We start from the raw sequence: 15,379 nt of genomic DNA, 5'->3' as shown, positions 1-15,379 counted from the left end.
TCAGGCAAAGACCTGCAGGGCCTGACGCGGCAGCGCCACCCACAGTCCGTCGTGCGCCGGCAAATCGGCCAGGCGCTCGTGCGATTCACCGCTGACATCGGCCAGCAGCGTCTGGCCCGGCAGGGCATCGGCCGCCAAGGCCAGGCGATAGCGGTTGCCGAGATAGATGCGATCGATCACGCGTGCCTGGAAGCGGTTGGCGCAGGACTCGGTGGCAAACAGTTCCACCGCTTCGGGGCGGCAGAACAGGCGACCGGTTTGCAGCTCCGCTTCTTCAGGGCGGACTTCGAAGCGCAAGGCCCCGACCGTGACCTGCGAACCCGAGATGCGCGAAAACGGCAGCCAGTTGGCGTGGCCGATGAAATCCGCCACGAAGGGCGTGGCCGGGCGACGGTAGATCTCGGCGGGCGTGCCGAACTGTTCGATGCGGCCATGCTGCATGACGGCGATGCGGTCGGCCATGACCATGGCTTCTTCCTGATCGTGCGTGACCATCAGGGTAGTGATGCGGAATTGCTTCTGCAGGCGGCGGATTTCCAGTTGCAGGTGTTCGCGCACCTGCGCGTCCAGGGCCGAGAGCGGTTCGTCGAGCAACAGCAGCGAAGGCGAGGGGGCCAGCGCGCGCGCCAGGGCCACCCGTTGCTGCTGGCCGCCTGAAAGCTGGCCGGGATACTTGGATTGGCTGCCGGCCAGGCCGACCATGGAGAGCATTTCCGTGACGCGCTCCTGGCGTGCCTGGCGCTTCATATTGCGCAGGCCGTAGGCGACGTTGTCGGCCACGGTCAGATTCGGGAAGAGGGCGTAGGACTGGAACAAAATGCCGTAATCGCGCGATTGCGGCGGCAGATCGGAAATGTCGCGGCCAGCGGCGAAGATCTGGCCGGCATCCTGGCGCTCCAGGCCGGCGATGGTGCGCAGCAGGGTGGTCTTGCCGCAGCCCGAGGGACCCAGCAGGCAGACCATCTCGCCTTGGCGCACTTCCAGCGAAACGCCGTCCAGCGCGGTGAAGGCGCCGAAGCGCTTGTCGATGCCGCGCACCGACAGGAAACGCTCGTTGCCGTCGGTGTCATCAGGCGGGCAAACCGGCATCGCAAGGGCGGCGGCGGAAGAGGGTGTCTGCATCATTTCGGAGGGTTTCCAGCTGGTTCGCGATGTTGCCCAAAGGCAGTCCCCATGCGGACTTTCGCCGGATGGACTGGCCCGTTCAGAGGCAAGCGGATGGTACGGGCCAAATATGACTGCTGGATGACACCCCCTGCTGTGATAGCAGCCCGGAATCCTTGCTATAGATTGAAGCTATGGATCATCTTGGAAGCTCTCGCGGCGAGGGAATCCGGGCGGCGCAACGCTGTCCAAATTCGGTCAGATCATTCATTGACGCCATGCGGCGAGTGAAGCAAGATCGGACAGTGATCAGGAGGAGAAAATGAACAAATACGGTAGGCCTGCCCGCCGGCCGGGCGTGCGCCTGGCGATGTCGGGCGTGGGCATTGCTGCCATGCTGGCGGCCTGCTCCGCACCCGAGAGCACCCAGCAGGAGCGCGATGCGCTGGCGCGCTCCCTGATCGAGCAGAAGAAGACCACCGAGGATGCCACCTCCACCGCCACCACCGTCGACGGCTACAAGGTCGACCTGGCCAAGCGCATTTCCCAGGTCAATTTCACCAGTGTCTACGTGGAACGCCCGCAGGCCTTGCTGCGCTCGGTGATCGTCATCAAGTACGTGGTCGATGGCGACGGCAATCTGGTCAAGAGCGAGATCCTGCGCAGCAATCGCGACAAGCACGCCGAAGCCAGCGCCCTGGGCAGCCTGAAATCGGCCGCTCCCTTCCCCAAGCCGCCGCCGGCGCTGCTCAAGCAGGGTCGCATCGAACTGTCGGAGAGCTGGCTGTTCAACAACGACGGCCGCTTTCAGTTGCGCAGCGTAGCCCTGGCCCAGATGGACCGCTAGCGGCAGCCTTGCCAAAGATGCCGCCCGGCATTGGCATGTGTATAATGTCGCGCGAGCACGACGGTGTGCGTTGTGTCTCCCGGGCCTGACGGGCCTGCGCCGGATCAGGGCGAACGCGAGTTCGCCTTTTTTCTTATGGGCGCGCACCAGCGGCAGTCTGCGCTGAACCCCGCTGTCCTTCATTGACCAGATCGTTTATTGATTGGCTATACATGTTTGATTTCATTCGTACTCACCAGCGTCTGATGCAGTTCCTGCTGCTGCTGTTCATCTTCCCGTCGTTCGCTTTCTTCGGCCTGGAAGGCTACAGCCGCCTGACCGACGACAACGGCGTGGCCAAGGTGGCCGGCCAGACCATCACCAAGGAAGAGTGGGACGCCGCGCATCGCCAGCAGCTGGACCGCATGCGCCAGGTGTATGGCAATCAGTTCGACAGCAAGATCTTCGACAGCCCGCAGGCGCGCCGCGCCATCCTCGACAACCTGATCGCCCAGCGCGCTCTGGGTGCCGAAGTGGTGGCCAGCAAGCTGGTGGTGCCGGACCAGGTGCTGCAGCAAAGCATCCTGCAGATCCCCGGCCTGACCAAGCCGGACGGCAGCTTTGACAACGAGCAGTACCGCGTACTGCTGGCCGCGCAGGGCATGACCCAGAAATCCTACGAAGCCGGCCTGCGCCGCGAGATGGCCCTGCAGCAGCTCAATGCCGCGATCCAGACCACCGCCTTCGCCCCCAAGACCGTGGCCGAGAACCTGTCCAGCCTGAACGACCAGGAACGCACGGTCCAGATGCTCAACTTCAAGCCGGACAGCTACGCTGGCCAGGCCAAGGTGACCGACGAGCTGCTCAAGGCCTATTACGACAAGAACGGTGCCCGTTTCGAGACCCCGGAACAGGCCGACATCGAGTACGTGGTGCTGGATGCTGCCGCCGTGGCCGCCCAGGCCAGCGTCACCGATGACGACATCAAGGCCTACTACGAGCAGAACCAGAAGCAGTACGCCACCGAAGAACAGCGTCGCGCCAGCCACATCCTGATCACCGTCAAGAAGGATGCGTCGGCCGCCGACAAGGCGGCCGCCAAGACCAAGGCCGAAGGCCTGGTGGCGCAGCTGCGCAAGAACCCGGGCGACTTCGCCAAGCTGGCCAAGGCCAATTCGCAGGATCCGGGTTCGGCCGACAATGGCGGCGACCTGGGTTACTTCAGCCGTGGTGCGATGGTCAAACCCTTCGCCGATGCCGCCTTCAGCCTGAAGCAGGGTGAGATCAGCGATCCGGTCGAATCCGATTTCGGTTATCACGTCATCGAAGTGACCGGTATCAAGCCGGCGTCGGTCAAGCCGCTGGAGTCGGTCAAGGCCGAGATCGGAGCCGAGATCAAGAAGCAGATCGCCGCCAAGAAGTATTCCGAAATGGCCGACCAGTTCAACAACCTGGTCTATGAAAACGGCGACAGCCTCAAGGCCGTCTCCGACAAGCTCAAGCTGAAGATCCAGACCGCCTCGGGCGTGACCCGCAATCCGAATCCGGCTGCCGGCGCTGCGCCGTACAACAATGGCAAGTTCCTGGCCGCCCTGTTCACCGACGATGTGATCAAGGCCAAGCACAATACCGAAGCCGTGCAGATCGCCCCCAACACCCTGGTGGCCGGCCGCATGACCAGCTACAAGCCGGTGGCCAAGCGTCCGTTCGAGGAAGTCAAGGCCGATGTGCAGAAGGCCGTTCTGTTGGCCGAAGAGCAGTCGCTGGCGGTCAAGGCCGGCCAGGAACGTCTGGCGCAGCTGCAAGCCAAGGATGATGCGACTGGTTTCAGCGATGCCAAGGTGGTCTCGCGCGTGAAGTCCGAGGGCTGGACCCAGGAAGCCTTCAACGCCGTCATGAAGGCCGATACCGCCAAGCTGCCGGCCTACGTCGGCGCCGAGACCCCGGGCATGGGCTACCAGATCTACCGCATCACCAAGGTGGAACAGCCCAAGACGGTCGACACCGCGCGCCGCAAGGCCGAGCAGGAACAGATCACCGCCGCCTTGTCGCAGCAGGAAGCACTGGGTTACCTGGACTATCTGCGCGAGAAGGCCAAGACCAAGCTGTTGAAGGGCGCCGCCGCCGTCAGCGCGGATGACGCCGCCAAGTAAGGTGAAGGGCATGGCCCGCCTTTGGGGCAATGCGTGCAGAGGGCGCACCGGGATCGTGAATCGGTGCGCAGTGCCGCCCCAAGGCGGGGAATTGTCGGCATGACTGCCACAATTTGCTAAAAAATTTACACGGGCCGCTTTTCCAGCGGCCCTTTTTGTTTCATCATGGACACCGGCGCTGCATTCGGGCGGGATGCACAAGGGAGCCGGCACCGGGGAATCCGCTTCATTTCTTCCATCGCCGTTGGCGTTTCGTCAGCTTTCCATCTAGCGGGAAAAGGCAGTTTTTGTGCTGTCGAGATGAATTTCCTGTCATCCGCACGTCATGTTGCGCCGTTTCGGAAACAAACGGCTGCCGTACTTGTTGTCGCTTTCTCCAGTCGACATTCGAAAAGCATCGCAGGGGGTATTTCCACGAGGAGTGCGTCCGATGCGAGTCTTGCCCTGAATACGACCACGTTTTTATGCCTGCCCCAGTCCTGATCATACAAACCGGCGATGCCAATCCCGCCCTCAAGACCAACTACGGTGGTTACGCCGACCAGATAGGCTGCGCCGCCGGCCTGTGCCACACCGAGATCGAAGTCGTCACCGTCTATGAAGGCCAGCGCCCGTCCTGCCCGCGCAGCTACCGGGCAGTCTTCATCACCGGCTCACCGGCCATGGTGACCGACAAGGAAGACTGGAGCGAGCGCACCGCCGAATGGATCCGCGACGCCGCCGAGCTCGACACCCCCATGTTTGGCATCTGCTACGGCCACCAGCTGCTGACCCACGCCTTTGGCGGCGAAGTCGGCTACAACCCGGCCGGCCGCGCGGCCGGCACCATGCACGTGAAGACGCTGGAATGCTGCCGCCAGGATGAATTGCTGGGCGTGCTGCCTTCGGAGTTCCCGGCCCACATGCTGCACATGCAGTCGGTGCTGCGTCCGCCCAAGGATGCCATCGTCATGGCGCGTTCGCCGATGGATCCCCACCACGTCATCAAGCACAAGCACAACGTCTATTCGACCCAGTTCCACCCCGAGTTTTCGCCGGAGTTCGTGCGGGCGCACCTGCATTACTACACCGATATCTATCGTGGCTGCGGCATCGATGCCCAGGCGCTGTGCGAGAAGGTGTGTGACACGCCGCAATCGACCGGATTGCTGCGGCGATTCCTGGAGTTGTACGCACGGCATTGAAGCGCCTGCGCTCAATGAAATAGCCCCTGTGGCCAGCGATGGCACAGGGGCTTTGTTTTTTGTCGCAACGGAGAGGGCGCTTACTTCACCCCGACCAGCGGCTTCAGATGCGGCCACACATTGTCCAGCAGCCTGGGCTGGGCCTGTTCATTGGGATGGATGCGGTCGGCCTGGAACAGCGAAAGATCGGCGGCAATCCCCTCGAAGAAGAACGGCACCAGTGCCACCTTGTTGCTCTTGGCCAGATCCTGGTACATCCCGGCGAAGCGGCGCGTGTAGTCGGGACCGTAATTGGGCGGAATCTGCATGCCCACCAGCAGCACCTTGGCCTTCTGCTGGCGCGCCAGGTCGATCATGGCCTGCAGGTTGTCCTGGCTGGTCTTCAGCGGCAGGCCGCGCAGGGCATCGTTGGCGCCCAGTTCGATCACCAGGACCTCCGGCTTGTGCTGCGTCATCAGCGCCGGCAGGCGGTTGCGCCCGCCGATGGTGGTGTCGCCGCTGATGCTGGCGTTGACCACCCGGTAATCCGCTTTGCTCTGTTGCAGCCGCTGCTGCAGCAGGCCGGTCCAGCCGGTGCCGCGCTGCAGACCGTATTCGGCCGAGAGGCTGTCGCCGAGCACGAGCAGGTTTTTTGGGGCAGAATAAGCGCTCGTCGCCGCGACCACCAGCGCGACGCCCGCCAGCAGCCGCACTGCCGCGCCCAACAGCGCCTTGCGCCTCGCCCCTGTTCCGGACCCTCTTGCCCGATTGCCCTGCATGCCTGCTTCCGCTCCTGCCAGTTCCGCCGTCATTGCCGCCATTGAAGTCCTTCAGTTATCCAAACACGTTGCCGATGTCTCCGCGCCTGCCGGCCGGCTGACCATCCTGAGCGACATCGATTTTACCGTGGCCGCCGGGACCACGGTGGCCATCGTCGGCGCCTCCGGCTCCGGCAAGTCCACCTTGCTGGGCCTGTTGGCTGGACTGGATACGCCCAGCGAAGGTTCTGTGCGGCTCGATGGTGAAGACATCTACGCCCTCGACGAAGACGGCCGGGCGCTGCTGAGAAAGCGCAAGCTGGGGTTCGTGTTCCAGTCCTTCCAGTTGCTCGGGCACCTCAATGCCCTGGAAAACGTGATGCTGCCGCTGGAACTGCGCGGGGACAGCCAGGCCCGATCCAAGGCTGAACAGATGCTGGGCCGCGTGGGGCTGGGCAGCCGGCTGAAGCACTATCCCAAATATCTCTCCGGCGGTGAGCAGCAGCGCGTGGCGCTGGCGCGCGCCTTCGTCACCGAGCCGCCACTGCTGTTCGCGGATGAGCCGACTGGCAGCCTCGATGCGGCGACCGGCGAATCGGTCATTCAGTTGATGTTCGAACTGAACCGCGAGCGCGGCTCCACGCTGGTGCTGGTGACCCATGACCCCGGCATCGCGGCGCGCTGTGAGCGCACCCTGACCATCGCGGCCGGACGGCTGGTGAAGTAATTCCGACCGATCAGACGGATTCCATCGGATCGGCCGGCGGCAGCGGGTGCGCCCGCTTGTGTTCGATATAGGCAATGCCGATGCCGCTGGTGCAGATGATGGCAATGCCCAGCACCGTGATCTGGTCCGGGAACTGCCCGAAGACCAGCCAGCCCATGCCGCAGGCCGAGATGATCTGGGCGTAGAAGAAGGGCGTGAGCACCGAGGCTTCCGCGTGCCGGTAGGCCGAGTTCTGCAGGAAATGGCCAATGGTGCTGGTGATGCCGGTCGAGACCAGGATCGCCAGTTCCACCACCGTCGGCGTATGGCTGGTCCAGAAGAAGGGCACCAGCAGAGTCGAGACGATGCTGCCCACCAGCGCGCCATAGAACAGCGTCACCATAGGATTGTCCGCCTGGCTGGCCTTGCGGTTGAGGATGGATAGCAAGGCCTGGGTGAAGGCCGAGACCAATCCCAGCGCCACGCCCACCGGCGGGATGTCGCCGCTGGGGCGGATCACGATCAGCATGCCCGTAAAACCGATCAGCACCGCAATCCAGCGTGACAGATAGCTGCGCTCGCCCAGCAGCCAGGGAGAAATCGCCAGCACGATCATGGGCGCGCAGAAGTTCATGGCCGTGCCTTCGGCCAGCGGTACGATCTTCAACACCGAGAAGAAAATCAGCGTCGAGGCCAGCAGCAGTGCGCCGCGCCCCAACTGCAGTCCCAGCCGGTTCGACTTCAGGATGCTGCGCCCGTGACGCCGCCGGTAAAGCGGTGCCAATGTGGCCGCCATGAAGAACAGGTTGATGGTGTAGCGCATCCACGCAATCATCACCACGTGATACCCGGCCAGCGCCAGCAGCTTGCCGGCCGTATCGAGCAGGGACAGCGTCCACAGGCCCGCGATGAGGAAAATGATGCCCAGCTTATGGTTGTGGGCGATGCGGATGTAAGGCAGGACGGCGCTGGACATGGTCTCGGAGGATCTGGTTGAACACGGCACGGATGGCCGGGATGAATTCGCTGGCGGTCAGCCCCACTGGCCCCTGGCCGGCAGCCACCAGCTGGTCGGCGGCGGCGCCATGGATCCAGGTGGCGGCCAGTGCCGCGGCACGGGTCGGCCAGCCCTGCGCCAGCAGTGCGCCGCACAGGCCGGACAGCACGTCGCCGGTGCCGGCGGTGGACAGAGCAGGATTGCCGCTGGGGTTGATGGCGATCTCGCCATCGGGGAAGGCGATGACGGTCCCCGCGCCCTTGAGCACGGTGATGACGTTGAACTGGCGGGCCAGCAGGCGCGCGGCCTGCGGGCGGTCCTGCTGGATTTGCTGGGTGGTGCTGTCGAGCAGGCGTGCTGCCTCCAGCGGATGGGGCGTGATGATGCTGCAGGCCTCCTTGCTGCGCTGGCTGCGGCGATGCAGCTTGTGCTGCAGCGTGGGTTCGGCCGAGATCAGGTTCAGGGCATCGGCATCGACCACGATGTCGGCTTCGCTGTCGAGCGCCCGCGCCAGGATGTCATGCGCATGGCGCGAGGTACCCAGGCCGGGTCCGATCACCAGCGCCGCGCTGGCGCCGAATTCGACACGGTCGGCCAGGCGGAACATCAGTTCGGGATGCTTGTCGTCATAGGCCGGGCCATCGTCGACGAAGGCCACATAGACCCGTCCAGCCCCGCCGAAGGCGGCGGTGCGCGCCGCCAGCACCGGCGCACCGGCCATGCCGCGCGCACCGCCCACCACGATGACGTCGCCGTAGCTGCCCTTGTGGCTGTTGTTGGCACGTGGCTTGAGCGCGGTGGCAAAACTCTGCGGACCATTCAGGAAGGCACGCGCCGGCGGCAGCAGGGCGGTGTGGATCTCCAGCGCGTCGACCACGATCTGGCCGCTGTGGTCGCTGCCGTCACAAGTGTGCAGTCCCGGCTTGTCGCCGATGAAGCTCAGGGTATGGGTGGCCTGCACCGCCACGCCCTCGCGGCCGCCCACGATGCTGCCGGTATCGGCATTCAGTCCGCTGGGGACATCGATGGACAGCACCGGGCAGCGCAGGCTGTTGATGTACTCGATGATGGGCCGCAGGGTCGGGCCCGGCGGGCGCGTCAGGCCGATGCCGAACAGTCCGTCGATCACCAGCGCCCAGGAGCGGGCGCGCAGCGGGACATCCCCCGTTCCTTCAATGAACTCCAGCTCGGCCTCGCGCGCCCGTGCCAGGGCACGGCGCGCATCGGCAGGCTGGCGGCTTTCATCGGCGTGCAGCTGAACGCTCACCTCGATGCCGGCTTCTTCCAGCAGGCAGGCGGCTTCCAGTGCGTCACCGCCATTGTTGCCGGGCCCGGCCAGTACCAGCACCGAGGGCGAGGAGGCCGTGGTCGAAGACAGCAACTGCTGGGCCTGCTCGGCGATGGCCGCGCCGGCGCGCTGCATGAGGGTGTAAGGAGGCAGGGCGGACAGGGCCGCTTGTTCAACCTGGCGGATCTCGGCAACGGAATGGAGCGCGCTCATGATCGGGGTGGCAGGGACGTTGAGTGGATGGGCGTCAGTGCAGCAGGCAGATCGCTGGAACCCGCTAAAGATCGGCGCTGGGGAGCCAAGTGCAGAAAAATTCACCTGCTCAAGCGCTGGTCACGCGGGTGCTTGATTTTAAGTGAATTGTTCTGCCAGCGCAGGCGCTTCGGCGATTTTCATCGATGAAAAGAATGCACGCGGTCGGGCTGCACCGCGTGGTTCGGCAACTGCTCGCTCAGCCGAGCACGTCACGCGGCAGCAAGCCTTCGACCGGGATTTCGCTGTCATCGCCGCTGATCATGTCGCACAACAGGCGCGCCGAACCGACGCTGGCGGCCCAGCCGGTGGCACCGTGGCCGACGTTGACGAAGACGTTGCCTTGCCGCGTCGGTCCCACCACAGGCAGGCCGTGCGGCAGCAGGGCCATGGTATTGCTCCAGAAATGCGCCTGGTTGTAGTTGGCGGCATTGGGGTAATAGTCGCCGGCAATCTTGAGCAGGTTGCGCAGCGCCTTGGGCGGCAAGGTCTGGCTCTGCGGCACGAAGCCCAGCAAACCACTGATGCGGATGCGGCTGCCCAGGCGCGTCATGCTGACCTTGTAGCTGTCGTCATGCAGGGCCATGCTGGGTGCATCATCCGGATTCTTCACCGGCACCAGCGCCGAATAGCTCTGCAGGGCCAGCAGCGGCAGGTCGGTATCGAGCGGACGCAGCAGTTCGGCGCTGGACATGCCGGCTGCCACCACAACGGCATCCACCCGCATTTGCGAGGCCAGATGAGGCGAGCTGACGTGCAGCGTCAGGCGGCCGCCGAATTCGGCGTTGATCGAGGTGACGGTGGAATCGAAATGGAAGCTCACCCCCAGCTCCTGGGCCGCATTGCGCATTTGCTTGGCAAACAGCACGCAGTTGCCGGCCATGTCTTCCGGGTAGTAGAGCGCGCCGGAGAGCTTCGCTTCCGACGAGAAGGCCGGTTCCAGTGTGCGGATGCCGGCCGTGTCCAGGGCCTGGTGCTTGAACTCGCATTGGCCGGCGGCTTCCTCCAGCTGCGCCATGCGGGCCGCTTCGGCCGGTTGGCGGAAGAGGTGGAACACGCCCTGGCCATTTTCATGGTCCAGGTTGTGATGGGCCTGCAATTGCAGGGTCAGGCTCTGGCCGTAGGCCGACAGGCGCGTCAGGCGCAGCTTGTTCCCGGCAAAATCGTGGTGCTGGGCCTGGCGCGTGGCACGCATCCAGCGCCGGCGGCCGAAATCGGTACCGGGGGCCAGCAGGACCCGCGGCTCGTCCTGGAAGCGGCAGGCGAAGGTCGCCATGGCCCCCGGCAATGTCAGCGGCATGGCCGCCCCCGGAGCCAACAGTCCTGAATCGCCGAAGGTGGCTTCTTCGGCCACGTGCGCACGGCGCTCGATGACGGCAACTTCATAGCCTCTGGCGGCCAGGAAGTAGGCGCTGCAAATCCCTGAAAGTCCCCCGCCGATGACGGCGATCTGTCGTTGTGTGCTGTTCACTCTGTTCGTCTTGGAAGCGGCAGGGCCGCTGTGGTCGTGGGCATCGGCCATGAATCGCCGGGCTGGCCCTGCGCCGATGCGGGCCGAATGATACCGCGAAATTTCCTTGCAGTTTGGATATTGCCGCAGGGCTACGTGCGTCCTGCCCGAAAGGGGGGACATTTTCTGCTCCAAATGACAACGTCTGGCGACAAGGCGCGGATGACAGCGGTCTGCTGCATCGCGCTGCCGCCCGCTTGGAGGCAGCGCGGCCCCACCGCTCGCTTTGCGCGGGACTTGGCGCGGTGTCCACTGTATAATGCCGGCTCTGCCAGCAAACGCGCGCACGATCCATCATTCCGCCAGTCCCCGACCTGCACGATTTTTCCTTGTGCGATGCGTCATCCGGGGCGGTTGGTGTCGGTGGACCGGTCCCTGCCGCGATGCTGCGACGGTTTTCCCGATTCAAGCTAACTGCCTCGACCTCGCCATGCTGATCCTGCCGGGCTCCAATGCCCTTTCCGCTTTCCGTACCCAACGCCTTCTGACCCAATTGCAAGCAGTGGATGCCGCCATCACCGGCGTATCCGGCCGCTATCTGCACTTCGTCGACGCCGGCCAGGCCCAGGCCCTGACGCGGGAGGACGAGGCACGCCTCAACGGCCTGCTGACCTATGGCGATCCCTTCAATGGCAGCGACGAGGGCGATGCCTTCGTGGTGATCCCGCGCTTCGGTACCATCTCGCCGTGGGCCAGCAAGGCCACCGACATCGTGCGTAACTGCGGTATGGGCCACATCCACCGGGTCGAGCGCGGCATCATCTTCCGCGTGCAGGTCAAGAACGGCCTGCTGGGGGGTACCAAGAAACTGAATGAAGCCAGCATCCCGGCCGTGGCCGCGCTGCTGCACGACCGCATGACCGAAACCGTGCTGCGCGATCCGCAGGACGCCGCCGGCCTGTTCTCGGAACTGCAGGCCAAGCCGCTGGAATCGGTGGACGTGATCGGCGGCGGCCGTGCCGCGCTGGAACGCGCCAACACCGAACTGGGCCTGGCCCTGTCGGATGACGAAATCGATTACCTGGTGGACGCCTTCACCAAGGCCCAGCGCAATCCGACCGATGTCGAACTGATGATGTTCGCCCAGGCCAACAGCGAACACTGCCGCCACAAGATCTTCAATGCCGACTGGACCATCGACGGCGAAAAGCAGGACAAGTCGCTGTTCGGCATGATCAAGAACACCCATCAACTGGCGCCCAAGGGCACCGTGGTGGCCTATTCGGACAACTCCTCCATCATCGAGGGCGCGACCGTTTCGCGCTTCTACCAGCGTGGTGCCACCAAGGGCAACGTGTATGAAGCTTCGGACGAGCTGACCCACATCCTGATGAAGGTCGAGACCCACAACCACCCGACCGCCATCTCCCCGTTCCCGGGTGCCTCCACCGGCGCCGGCGGCGAGATCCGCGACGAAGGTGCGACCGGCCGTGGCTCCAAGCCCAAGGCCGGTCTGACCGGCTTTACCGTGTCCAACCTGATGGTCACGCATGCGGTGCAGCCGTGGGAAAACGCCCGCGACGTCGCCCAGCCGGTGGACCAGCGCGATGAACACGCCCAGGGCGGCATCTACGGCAAGCCGGAGCGCATCGCTTCGCCCTTGCAGATCATGATCGACGGCCCGCTCGGTGGCGCGGCCTTCAACAACGAATTCGGCCGTCCCAACCTGGGCGGTTACTTCCGCACCTACGAGCAGAACGTGGGCGGGCAGGTCATGGGCTATCACAAGCCCATCATGATCGCCGGCGGCATGGGCAACATTTCCGCCAAGCACACCAAAAAGAACGACCTGCCGGTGGGCAGCCTGCTGATCCAGCTGGGCGGCCCCGGCATGCGCATCGGCATGGGCGGTGGTGCTGCGTCCTCGATGGCTACCGGCGTGAATACTGCCGATCTGGACTTCGATTCGGTCCAGCGCGGCAACCCGGAAATGGAGCGCCGTGCCCAGGAAGTCATCAATGCCTGCTGGGCGCTGGGCGACGACAATCCCATCCAGTCCATCCACGACGTGGGTGCGGGCGGCCTGTCCAACGCCTTCCCCGAGATCACCAATGATGCCAAGCGCGGTGCCATCTTCGACCTGCGCAAGGTGCCGCTGGAAGAAAGCGGCCTGGCTCCGCGCGAGATCTGGAGCAACGAATCCCAGGAGCGTTACGTGCTGGCCATCCTGCCGGAACACCTGGAACTGTTCAAATACCTGTGCGAGCGCGAGCGCGCCCCCTTCGCCGTGGTCGGTACCGCCACTGAAGAACGCCAGCTGAAGGTGATCGATCCCGAGCACAACAACAGCCCGGTCGACATGCCCATGGATGTGCTGCTGGGCAAGCCGCCCAAGATGCACCGCGACGTGCAGCACCTCGAGAAGCAATTGCCGCCGGTGGACCTGACCGGCATGGAGCTGGTGGACGTGGCCCAGCGCGTGCTGCGCCTGCCGGCCGTGGCCGACAAGTCCTTCCTGATCACCATCGGTGACCGCAGCGTCGGTGCCATGACCGTGCGCGACCAGATGGTCGGCCCGTGGCAGGTGCCGGTGGCTGACGTGGCCGTGACCGCCATGGGCCTGGAAGGCTACCTCGGCGAAGCCATGGCCATGGGCGAGCGTACCCCGCTGGCCGTGATCGACGCCCCGGCTTCTGGCCGCATGGCTGTCGGTGAAGCCATCACCAACATCGCCGCCGCCCCTATCGCCGAAATCGGCGACATCAAGCTGTCAGCCAACTGGATGGCGGCCTGCGGCCAGCCCGGCCAGGACGCCGCGCTGTTCGATACCGTCAAGGCCGTGGGCATGGAGTTGTGCCCGGCACTGGGGATCTCTATCCCCGTGGGCAAGGATTCGCTGTCCATGCGCAGCACCTGGAGCGATGAAGAGGGCGCCAAGTCGGTGACCTCGCCGGTCTCGCTGATCGTCTCCGGCTTTGCGCCGGTGACCGACGTGCGCCGCGTGCTGACCCCGCAACTGCGCAAGGACAAGGGCGAAACCGTCCTGATCCTGATCGACCTGGGCCGTGGCAAGAACCGCATGGGCGCCTCGGCGCTCACGCAGGTGATGCAGCAGATCGGCAACCAGACCCCGGACGTGGACAGCGCAGAAGACCTGAAGGCCTTCTTCAACGCCATTCAGCAACTCAATACCGAAGACCGCCTGCTGGCCTACCACGACCGTTCCGATGGCGGCCTGTATGCCGCCCTGGCCGAAATGGCCTTTGCAGGTCACACCGGCATCTCGGTCAACCTCGACATCCTGACCATGGAAGCCGAGCACGCCGCAGACTGGGGCGATTCCAAGAACTGGACCACGCAAGTGGCCGAACGCCGCAATGAACTGACCCTGCGCGCGCTGTTCAGCGAAGAACTGGGTGCGGTGATCCAGGTTCCGGCCGAGCAGAAGTCGGACGTCATGAACGTGCTGCGCAGCTACAACCTGGGCGCGTGCAGCCACATCATCGGCAAGCCCAACGACCGCGACGTGATCGAATTCATGCGCGACGCCAAGAACATCTACAGCCAGCCGCGTGCCGAGCTGCACCGCGTCTGGAGCGAGACCAGCTGGCGCATCGCCCGCCTGCGCGACAACCCGGCCTGCGCCGATGCCGAATACGAACGCCTGCTGGACGCAGCCGACCCCGGCATGACGCCCAAGCTCACCTTCGATCCGCAGGAAGACATCGCCGCACCCTACCTGTCTCTGGGCGCAGCGGCGCGTCCCAAGGTCGCCATCCTGCGCGAGCAGGGCGTGAACTCGCACATCGAGACCGCCTACGCCATGCACAAGGCCGGCTTCACCGCCGTGGACGTGCACATGAGCGACCTGATCGCCAACCGTGCCAAGCTGGATGACTTCAAGGGTTTCATCGCCGTCGGCGGCTTCTCCTACGGTGACGTGCTGGGCGCCGGCGAAGGCTGGGCCAAGACGATTCTCTTCAATGCGCAGCTGGCCGAGCAGTTCTCGCGCTTCTTCCAGCGCCAGGACACCTTCTCGCTGGGCATCTGCAACGGCTGCCAGATGATGAGCAACCTGAAGTCCATGATCCCGGGCGCGGAAGCCTGGCCCAAGTTCACCCGCAACAAGTCCGAGCAGTTCGAGGCGCGTTTCGTGATGGTGGAAGTGGCCGATTCGCCGTCCATCTTCATGCAGGGCATGGCCGGTACCCAGGCACCGATCGCCACTGCCCACGGTGAAGGTTTTGCCGACTTCTCGCAGACCGGTGACATCGACAAGGCCCTCATCGCCATGCGCTACGTTGACCATCGCGGCGCGGCCACCGAAGCCTATCCGTTCAACCCCAACGGTTCGCCGCAGGGCATCACCTCGGTGACCACCCCGGACGGCCGCTTCACGGTCCTGATGCCGCACGCCGAACGCGTGTTCCGCACCGTGACCCAATCCTGGCACCCGGAATCGTGGGGCGAGGATTCGCCGTGGATGCGCATGTTCCGCAATGCCCGCAAGTGGGTGGGTTGAGCCGGAAATGGCTTGAAATGAAGTTTCCTGTTCCGACTGCCCGCTGTGCGGGGCACTCGGGCAGGGGCTGAAAAAGCAGGATGAAAAAAAACGCAGTTCCTTTCGGAACTGCGTTTTTTTGTTTCTGCTGCGCGGTCGGATGATGACGCTTCCCCGAAGG

The 15,379-nt window shown here is 64.4% G+C and carries 10 protein-coding genes; 5 read left to right on the top strand and 5 right to left on the bottom strand.

What is annotated here, in order from left to right:
* A complete protein-coding gene (locus ACWHXP_RS08740) occupies window positions 1–1,089 on the bottom strand; it encodes a putative 2-aminoethylphosphonate ABC transporter ATP-binding protein (RefSeq protein ID WP_489625550.1) in 1,089 nt (362 codons plus the stop codon).
* A 337-nt stretch (window positions 1,090–1,426) separates the two neighbouring features.
* Here ACWHXP_RS08740 and ACWHXP_RS08735 point away from each other — a divergent pair, with 337 nt between their 5' ends.
* The 3 genes from ACWHXP_RS08735 (at window position 1,427) to ACWHXP_RS08725 (ending at window position 5,267) form a co-directional block, all read left to right on the top strand.
* Window positions 1,427–1,951, top strand: a complete 525-nt coding sequence (locus ACWHXP_RS08735) for a TonB C-terminal domain-containing protein (protein ID WP_259435006.1) — start codon at window positions 1,427–1,429, stop codon at window positions 1,949–1,951.
* A gap of 212 nt (window positions 1,952–2,163) precedes the next feature.
* Entirely contained in the window at window positions 2,164–4,083 is a 1,920-nt protein-coding gene (locus ACWHXP_RS08730) for a SurA N-terminal domain-containing protein (RefSeq protein ID WP_489633995.1), read from the top strand.
* A gap of 464 nt (window positions 4,084–4,547) precedes the next feature.
* Entirely contained in the window at window positions 4,548–5,267 is a 720-nt protein-coding gene (locus tag ACWHXP_RS08725; protein WP_039788210.1) for a glutamine amidotransferase, read from the top strand.
* Window positions 5,268–5,347: 80 nt separating this feature from the next.
* Here the strand turns inward: ACWHXP_RS08725 and ACWHXP_RS08720 are convergent, their stop codons facing one another.
* A complete protein-coding gene (locus ACWHXP_RS08720; RefSeq protein WP_420840887.1) occupies window positions 5,348–6,025 on the bottom strand; it encodes an arylesterase in 678 nt (225 codons plus the stop codon).
* Between ACWHXP_RS08720 and ACWHXP_RS08715 the strand changes: the two genes are divergently transcribed.
* The gene (locus ACWHXP_RS08715; RefSeq protein ID WP_039788208.1) at window positions 6,024–6,731 is read left to right on the top strand and encodes an ABC transporter ATP-binding protein; all 708 of its coding nucleotides are present in this window, start codon (window positions 6,024–6,026) and stop codon (window positions 6,729–6,731) included. The two genes, ACWHXP_RS08720 and ACWHXP_RS08715, sit on opposite strands and share 2 nt — an antisense overlap.
* Window positions 6,732–6,741: 10 nt before the next feature.
* On the opposite strand, the gene ACWHXP_RS08710 is transcribed toward ACWHXP_RS08715, so the two are convergent.
* From ACWHXP_RS08710 to ACWHXP_RS08700, 3 genes are all read right to left on the bottom strand, one after another.
* A complete protein-coding gene (locus ACWHXP_RS08710) occupies window positions 6,742–7,686 on the bottom strand; it encodes a DMT family transporter (protein ID WP_489625432.1) in 945 nt (314 codons plus the stop codon).
* Window positions 7,640–9,208, bottom strand: coding sequence for an NAD(P)H-hydrate dehydratase (locus ACWHXP_RS08705; RefSeq protein ID WP_489633996.1), 1,569 nt, complete (start codon window positions 9,206–9,208; stop codon window positions 7,640–7,642). The genes ACWHXP_RS08710 and ACWHXP_RS08705 overlap by 47 nt, the downstream gene beginning before the upstream one ends.
* 238 nt (window positions 9,209–9,446) lie before the next feature.
* Complete coding sequence (locus ACWHXP_RS08700; protein ID WP_489633997.1) at window positions 9,447–10,718, bottom strand: FAD-dependent oxidoreductase; 1,272 nt, start codon at window positions 10,716–10,718, stop codon at window positions 9,447–9,449.
* Between the two features lie 469 nt (window positions 10,719–11,187).
* On the opposite strand from ACWHXP_RS08700, the gene purL reads away from it, so the two are divergent.
* Window positions 11,188–15,219: a phosphoribosylformylglycinamidine synthase gene (gene purL, locus ACWHXP_RS08695; protein ID WP_489633998.1), complete on the top strand. Its 4,032-nt coding sequence runs from the start codon at window positions 11,188–11,190 to the stop codon at window positions 15,217–15,219.
* Window positions 15,220–15,379 lie beyond the last annotated feature (160 nt).

Source organism: Herbaspirillum sp. Her2 (assembly GCF_057961375.1).
Note: the sequence above shows the minus strand (reverse complement) of the source record. Positions and strands in the feature narration are given on the sequence as shown.